At 70.1% G+C, this 6960-nt stretch carries 5 protein-coding genes; 1 reads left to right on the top strand and 4 read right to left on the bottom strand.

The genetic code is table 11. From position 1 onward, the window contains the following. Positions 1 to 216 precede the first annotated feature (216 nt). Positions 217 to 873, top strand: a complete 657-nt coding sequence (locus tag ACFYL6_RS20060) for a TetR/AcrR family transcriptional regulator (protein ID WP_387173069.1) — start codon at positions 217 to 219, stop codon at positions 871 to 873. 62 nt (positions 874 to 935) lie between these two features. Here the strand turns inward: ACFYL6_RS20060 and ACFYL6_RS20055 are convergent, their stop codons facing one another. The 4 genes from ACFYL6_RS20055 to ACFYL6_RS20040 all read right to left on the bottom strand — a co-directional run bounded on the left by ACFYL6_RS20055 (position 936) and on the right by ACFYL6_RS20040 (position 6950). Beyond that, positions 936 to 4121 (bottom strand): penicillin acylase family protein, encoded by a 3186-nt coding sequence (locus tag ACFYL6_RS20055; RefSeq protein WP_387173066.1) that lies wholly within the window; start codon positions 4119 to 4121, stop codon positions 936 to 938. Between the two features lie 262 nt (positions 4122 to 4383). Next, positions 4384 to 4827 (bottom strand): hypothetical protein, encoded by a 444-nt coding sequence (locus ACFYL6_RS20050; protein WP_387173064.1) that lies wholly within the window; start codon positions 4825 to 4827, stop codon positions 4384 to 4386. A gap of 378 nt (positions 4828 to 5205) precedes the next feature. After that, on the bottom strand, positions 5206 to 5694 hold the full coding sequence (locus ACFYL6_RS20045) for a MarR family winged helix-turn-helix transcriptional regulator (protein ID WP_387173062.1): 489 nt from the start codon (positions 5692 to 5694) through the stop codon (positions 5206 to 5208). Positions 5695 to 5702: 8 nt separating this feature from the next. Beyond that, positions 5703 to 6950: an FAD-dependent oxidoreductase gene (locus tag ACFYL6_RS20040; protein ID WP_387173061.1), complete on the bottom strand. Its 1248-nt coding sequence runs from the start codon at positions 6948 to 6950 to the stop codon at positions 5703 to 5705. Between the last annotated feature and the right edge of the window lie 10 nt (positions 6951 to 6960).

Below are 6960 nucleotides of genomic sequence, written 5' to 3'. Positions count from 1 at the left end.
CCCCGCCCCGCCCGGGGGGGGGGGCGCCCGGGGGCGGGCGCGGCCCCCCCCCCCCCCCCGCGCGGGCCCCGCCGCCCCCCCCCCCCCCCCCCGGGTCCGGGCCGAGCCGACGGCACGTACGTCCGCCCTTCACCACGAGGTGAACGCGCGAAAACGCCGAATGGAGCCCAAGGTCCGTTTCTCTAGATCATCTCGCCCGCTGGATAGGCTTGACAGATGAGCGACGAGCAGGTGGCTGCGCCGACGGATAGGCGAAGGATCAGTCAACGGGGCATCGCGACCCGAGAGCGGATCCTCGATGCAGCGAACCGGCTGATGCTCGTGCGCGGAGTGAACGCGACGACCCTTGACGACATCCGCGAGGCAAGCCAGACGAGCAAGTCTCAGCTCTACCACCACTTCGCCGACAAGCAGGAACTCGTGCGCGCCTTGGTCAAATATCGAGGCGCGCTCGTGCTTCAGCGTGAACGCGCAGGCCTCGAACGATTGAGATCGTTCTCCGGACTGGTCCGGTGGCGTAACGCGCTGGTCCAGGCCAATTCGCTGAACAACGGCAAGTACGGGTGCGGCCTCGGGTCGATGACGCTTGAGCTGTCCGATCAGGACGAGCAGGCTCGATCGTCCCTGTCGGAGACGTTCGCGGCATGGGAAAGGCTGATCAGTGATGGTCTGCACCGGATGCGTGACAGCGGTCTACTGCGCCCGGATGCCGACCCGGAGAAGTTGGCCACGGGCCTGATGGCCGCTTTGCAAGGCGGCTACCTGCTGGCGAACGCCGCGCACAACGTCGCACCCATGGAGGTCGCATTGGACATGGCGCTGGAACACATCAAATCGTTCCTCGTGCAGCCGTCCGGGGAGCCGACCCGTTAGTTGGGCCCCGCTGTGCACCGGAGGGGCTGGCGAGTGATTCCCGCCGGCCCCTCCGGGCACTGTCACTTTCCGTACAGCTCGAACTCGTAGAGCGAGAACCCGTACGAGGTGGCCCGCTTGACCCCGTAAACCCGCACGTAGCGGGCGGTGACCGGGGCGAAGGTGGCGTTGTCGACGCCGCCGTTGCCGGTGGTGGTGGCGAACACCGGCGTCCAGGAGGTGCCGTCGCCGGAGACCTCGATCCGGTACGAGGTGCCGTACGCGGCTTCCCAGCGCAGCACGACCCGGCTGACGCTGCGGGAAGCCCCGAGATCCACCCGGAGCCACTGGTTGTCGTTGTAACTGCTGGCCCACCGGCTGCCGAGGCTGCCGTCGACCGCCTTGTCCGGGGTGTGGCTGGTCAGGAACTGGGTGCTCGACGCGGTGGTCGGGCGGCCCTGCGCCAGGTTGGTGACGTCGTCGCCCCGGCGCGCCGGGAACGAGACGACCTGCTGGTAGGTGGGGCGGTTCTGCCAGGCGATCACCGGGTGGGTGATGCCGCCGAGGCCGGACTGGGCGATCGAGTCGGCGCACCACTGGTCGCCGGCCCCGCAGGACTTGTCGCCCGGGTAGACAGTGGTGGCCGGCACCGCGGCGGCCTGGCCGAGCGTGTCGAGCACTGCCTGCCGGCACGCGCCGAGGTTGCCGTTGCCGCAGTACGCGCGGCCCAGCCCACCGGCCACCGGGTCGCCAAGCACGGTCCGCAGGTCCTTGTCGACGTAGCCCCACCAGCCGTACTGGAACGACGAGCCCTTGTGCGCCTGACCCTGCAACGCCCAGCTCACGGCGCCGTCGCGTCCCCCGTTCTGGCCGCCCGACGGCGCCTCGTTCACCTCGATGGCGTCGACAAGCGCGGCGTAGAGGTCCGGCCCGAGGCCGGGGCGGAACTGCGCCGAGGCCAGCAGCGGCCACCAGGCGTCGAAGATCCGGATGGCGTCGGCGTGCTGGTAGACCTTGGAGCCGGGGGACGTCTCCACCCGGCGGGCCCCGGACTGCTGCCAGGCGCGCAGCTTGCCCACCGCGTCGGCCAGCGCCGGATCGGTGACCGCCGCGCTGTCCAACACCCGCAGCAGGTCGCCGAGAACCTGCTGACCGCGCAGGTCGGTCACCGCCGCATCCGCCATGATCGTGACGACGTCGGCGCGGCCGAGCTTGCGCTGGGCGATCGCGGCGCGCACCGGGCCGTCGAGCAACTGAGCCCGGTGTACGGAGCCGAAGCTGAAGTTGCCGTCCGCGGCCCCGAAGTCCCGCGCCTGCTTGTTGTTCCAGCTGACGTAGTAGTCCTGGTTGACCGACTGCGGATGCGCCGACGCCGGGGCGTACGTGGCGTCGTTGGTGTCCGGGTTCCAGCCGGCCCACTCGTACGCCGGTTCGGCCTTGGTGGGCAGGTTCGGGTCGGCGGTGGCCGGACGGACCGGGTTCGAGCCGGAGTTGAAGTACGCCGCCTCGGTCGAGTTGACGTAGAACCAGTTGAACGCGTACCCGACGGTGGCGGCGGAGGCCTGGAACGCCGCCGCGCTGCCCATCGCCGACGGGTCGTTGTAGGCCTGGAAGCCGATCGCCGAGTCAGCCTCGTGCCGGTAGGTCGAACGCAGTTTGGTGAACGCGGTCGGCTGCCCGTTCACCAGGCCCCGGTGGGCCACCAGCCCGTACTTGGTGCGCAGCGCGCGCAGCGTGTACGAGCCGGCCGGGGTGGAGTCGGCCAGGGTCGGGGACCAGGAGTTGCGCTGCTCCAGCGCCTCCATGGCGAGGCACTGTCCGTGGTAGAGGTAGCGGTTGCTGCGCAACGTCGGGGCACTGCCGTCGGTGGTGCACAGCGGCACCGCGTACGTGTCGGTGAGGTCCTGGGAGGCGGAGGTCGCGCTCCACGCGTAGTCCTGGCCACGGCCCAGCAGCACGTAGAGGTTGAGCCCGGCGAACGCGGCGCCGCGAGCGCTGATGCCCGGCCCCTGCAACTCCTGGAGCATCAGCAACTGCGGCGCGAAGTAACCGGTCTGCGGCCCGAACACGGCCACCGGGTTGCCGGTGGTGGTGTGCCGTCCAGAGACCACTACCGCGTTGGACATGCCGTGTGCGCGCAGGTTGGCCAGGCCGCCGAGCAGCCCCGGGGTGGCGGTGCTGGCGCCGGTGCGGGCGGCGGCCCCGCCGGTGGGGTCGTACGCGAGGGGCTCGGCGACCACCGAGCCGGCGTCGGGGAGCACCGCGCTTGTCGCGCCCGGCGGGGTCGCCCCGTACGGGAAGCTCTGCCCGTCGTGCAGGGTGAGCACGGTCTCCGGGTCGTTCTGCGAGCGGAACGCCGCCCACACCCGGTCGCCCTCGGTGGCGCCGTACTTGGCGCGGGCGGCCACCCGGACCAGCGCGGACTGGATCTCGCTGCCGCCGCCCCCGCCGAAGAGCCCGCCGACGACGCCGGCGGTGGCGATGAGGTCGGTCATGGTGAAGTGCGTCGGCTTGCCGGCGCCGGCGAGCACGTACTCGCCCGGGTAGTTGTCGTCGGCGATCGACTTGTCGATGTAGGCGTTGATGCCGGCGATGTAGTCGACCACGTCGGTGTAGAGCTGCTGGCCCCGGGAGCCCTTGAGGCGCAGTGCGTCCACCTGGGCCTGCAGGTCCGCCTCCGAGTAGGGCGAGTTGGCCCAGATGCTCTGCTCCAACTCCCGGTTGCCGGGTGCGCCGCCGGCGAACGAGGTGAGCGTGCCGCGACCGGCGTGCCGCAGCAGGTCCATCACCCAGAGCCGGTCCTGGGCACCGGCATAGCCGGCGCCGAACATGGTGCCGGCGCGGGTGGTTCCGGCGACGTGCGGGACGCCGGTGGCCTTGTCCCGCACGATGGTGACATCCGATCGCGGCGAGACGGTGCTCTCCACCTGCGCGGCCGGGACGCCGAACGAGGCGTCGTTGTAGAAGCTGGCGATCTGCTCGTCGGTCAGCCCGGCGTAGTTGTAGACCAGGTTCGCGTACTCGTCGAGTTGGTCGCTGGAGTGCGCCGGGCGGGTGCCGAGCGCCTGGTGCGCCAGAATGGCGACAAGCGTGGCGTTGCCGTTCTGCCCGGGGGGCAGGATGTCGGCGCACTGGCCGAGGCAGTAGTCGTTGGCGGCGAACGTGCTGGCGGCCAGCGCCGGTGACGGCGGGGTCACCGTCAGGACGCTCGCGGTCAGGACGGCGGCGGTGAACGCCGCGAGCCGGTTACGGACAGCGGGACGGGGCATGGCGATCCTCCGGGGACGCGGAGTCGGGCCGTTCGGTCACGCCCGGCTTCCGGTGCCGACGTCTCGCCCCCGCGCCCGGGCGTTCCACCAGGAGGTGAGAGTGACTCGCATCTATCTCCCGGCAATGATCGACGCAGGACCCCCGCCCGGGATAGCCGTCGTTCACCACGCGCCAATGCCGACGTTTCGCCGTTGCACTGCCGGAAACACCACTCAGGGGAGATCCACCCTCGTGGTGGATCTCCCCTCCCGCGTCACTCCATTAGCAGTCGTACACAGACACGACGTAGCTTGTCGATAGACCGATGAAGTGCTGACCTGGCCCGAGGTCCGGCAGCTGCTGGTACCACGGGCCACCGCCGTCGGAGCGAATCTGGCTGGTGCAGTGGTTGGCCCCGGTGTACCAGCCAGCGGCGTTGGCCCAGCCGAACCACTCGTCAGTCCACTGATTGAACGGCAGGACGGCATCGTAAGTGCCGTGCGTGTACTTGCCATCCCGAACATGGATGACGCCGAGGCCGCCGCCCCAGGCATTGCCGATGTAGTTACCCGCTGCGAGGGACGTGGGAGGATGCAGCGCCGCGAACCGGAGCAGCGCGGCCTCCGCAGCCTGCTTGCTCGTCGTCACGGAAGGCTCGGACTCGGCAGGTGATGCGGAGGCCAGGTTCACCGGGAGCACCATGGACAGGATCAGGGCCACAACCACGGTGAAGAGCCCTCGTCGCCTGATAGATCGCACAGCAGTTTCTCCGTCCTGAATTGAGATCCAATTTGCTCAAGTTCGGATCCTGAGCGCATTCTGGATCGCCTCACCTTCGGATGACAGATCGTCCGCGCGGTGTCAAACTGCCCCCGAATTGGTACTAAAGATCGCCTCGCCTCCCGTATCGCGGCATCAAACGAAACCGGCAGAGAAGTGAGGTGTGGCACCGAATCATGGGGCTGACCGGACGGTCCGGCTTCGGCTCCGTTGAATTGGTTGGCCCCGCTGCCCGCAGTCTCGCAAGAGGATGTTGGCTAAATGTTGGTCAGAAGCCGGAGTCAGACAGCGGACCGGGAGGGCGGTCAGTCACGCGATGCAGCCTCAGGCGGACCGCTGCGCGGTGTCGCCGCTGGCGAGACTGTCCAACTCGGCGAGGTAGATCGCCTGCATGCGGTCAAAGTGCCGGACCAGCAGCATGACGTCCTCGACGCTGTAGCCCTCGATGAGCCGCTCCACCCGCTCGGCGAACCGCTCGTACGGTCGCTCCAACTCGGCGACCCGCTCCGGCCGCAGGGTGACGATCACCCGCCGCCGGTCCGCCGGATCGCGCTCGGCCGTCACATAACCCGCCTGCTGGAGCCGGCGGAGCATGCTGGTCACCGCCCCGGTGGTGAGGTTGGTCCGCTCGGCGACCTGCCCCGCGGTGGCGGATCCGACGTCCGCCAGGTAGTCCAGGCACTCCAGGTCGCTCACGGTGAGGCCCAACCGCTCCGCGATGGCGTACCGGAACACCATGGACAGCCGCGACGTCTCCCGCCCGGCGCGCATGAGGTCGACGATCGCGGACGCACGGGCCGACTCGTGGGACATGCCGGCAATCATGCCTCCGGCACGGTGACCCGGTGCAGCCGAGGTAACACGCGGGTCAGCACCCAGTGTGGGGCTGCCGCGCCCCCGGTGAGTCGGCGCATCAGCCCGGCGGCGGTGTCGACGGCACGGAAGGCGTAGGGCACCATCTCTTCCTGGTAGCTGGCGATCGCCTCCTCCACCGGCGCGGCGGTGGCCCGCGCCTCCACCAGCTTGCGGCCGAGCAGTGCGGCGTCGCGGAGCGCTGTGTTGCCGCCGTGAGCGCCGAACGGCGGCATGACGTGCACGGCGTCGCCCATCATCGTCGCCCGGGGCACCGCCCACCGGCGCGGGCGCCGGCCGGTGGCGAAGAGGTTGAGCACGGTGGCGTCCAGCTCGGCCGTGCCGACCAACCGCCGGATGACCGGGTGGAAGTCCGCACTCCTCCGGGAGGCCAGTCTCCACAGCGCCAGCAGGTCCCCGCGGATGCCGACGGGCACCTCCTCCTGCCGGAGCAGCAGTCCCCACATGACGTAGTCGTAGCCGGTGGGCGCATAGCTGCCCGGGGCAAGGCGAGCGAACGCCTCCTGCGGGCTCTCGCCGAACCGCATCGAAGTGAAGAAGAAGGCGCGGCCCGGCCGGTCGGCGATGGCCAGGACCCCACTGGTACGCAGCGCTTCCGGGATGACGCTCTCGCCGTTGCGCCGCAGGGGCGACCGGCCGTAGATGCCCGCCATCGGAGTGTTCGTCGGGTCGGCGTCCGGCATGAGCTGCGCGCGCAGCGCCGAGCCGACGCCGTCGGCACCCACGACGACGTCTGCCGCGGCGGACCCGCCGTCGGAGAACAGCAGCCGCAGCCCTGCCGGCCCGCCGCTGTCCACCGCGGCGGCGTCCTTGCCGTAGTGGATACGCCCGTCCAGCCCGGACTGCAGGATCGACCGCAGGGTCAGCCGGTCGACCTGCCGGGTCGCGTGCGGCTCAACCTTGAAGGCGATGGTGAATGCGTCCCGCAGCCGGCTGTCGGTGAAGCGCAGGTGCCCGCCGGGCTCGTCACCGGTGCTCAGCGCCAGGCTGTACAGCGCGCGGGGCAGGCTCTCGCTCAGCGCCTCCAGCCCGTACCGGTCGAGAATGATCCGGTAGCCCTGCCGCCGCACGAAGGGGCCCTGGTCGCGCTCGTAGACGTGCACGTCGATGCCGGCGCGCATCAGGTACTGGGCGAGGCAGAGGCCGGAGAGGCCCGCGCCAGCGATTGCCACCGAGAAGTCCGTCGATACGCGCATGCAATTATCT

Origin of the sequence: Micromonospora sp. NPDC007208, assembly GCF_042869175.1 — a bacterium.
GTDB classification, from domain to species: domain Bacteria; phylum Actinomycetota; class Actinomycetes; order Mycobacteriales; family Micromonosporaceae; genus Micromonospora; species Micromonospora foliorum.
The sequence above is the reverse complement of the archived record's forward strand: the minus strand, read 5'-3'. Positions and strand labels throughout refer to the sequence as shown.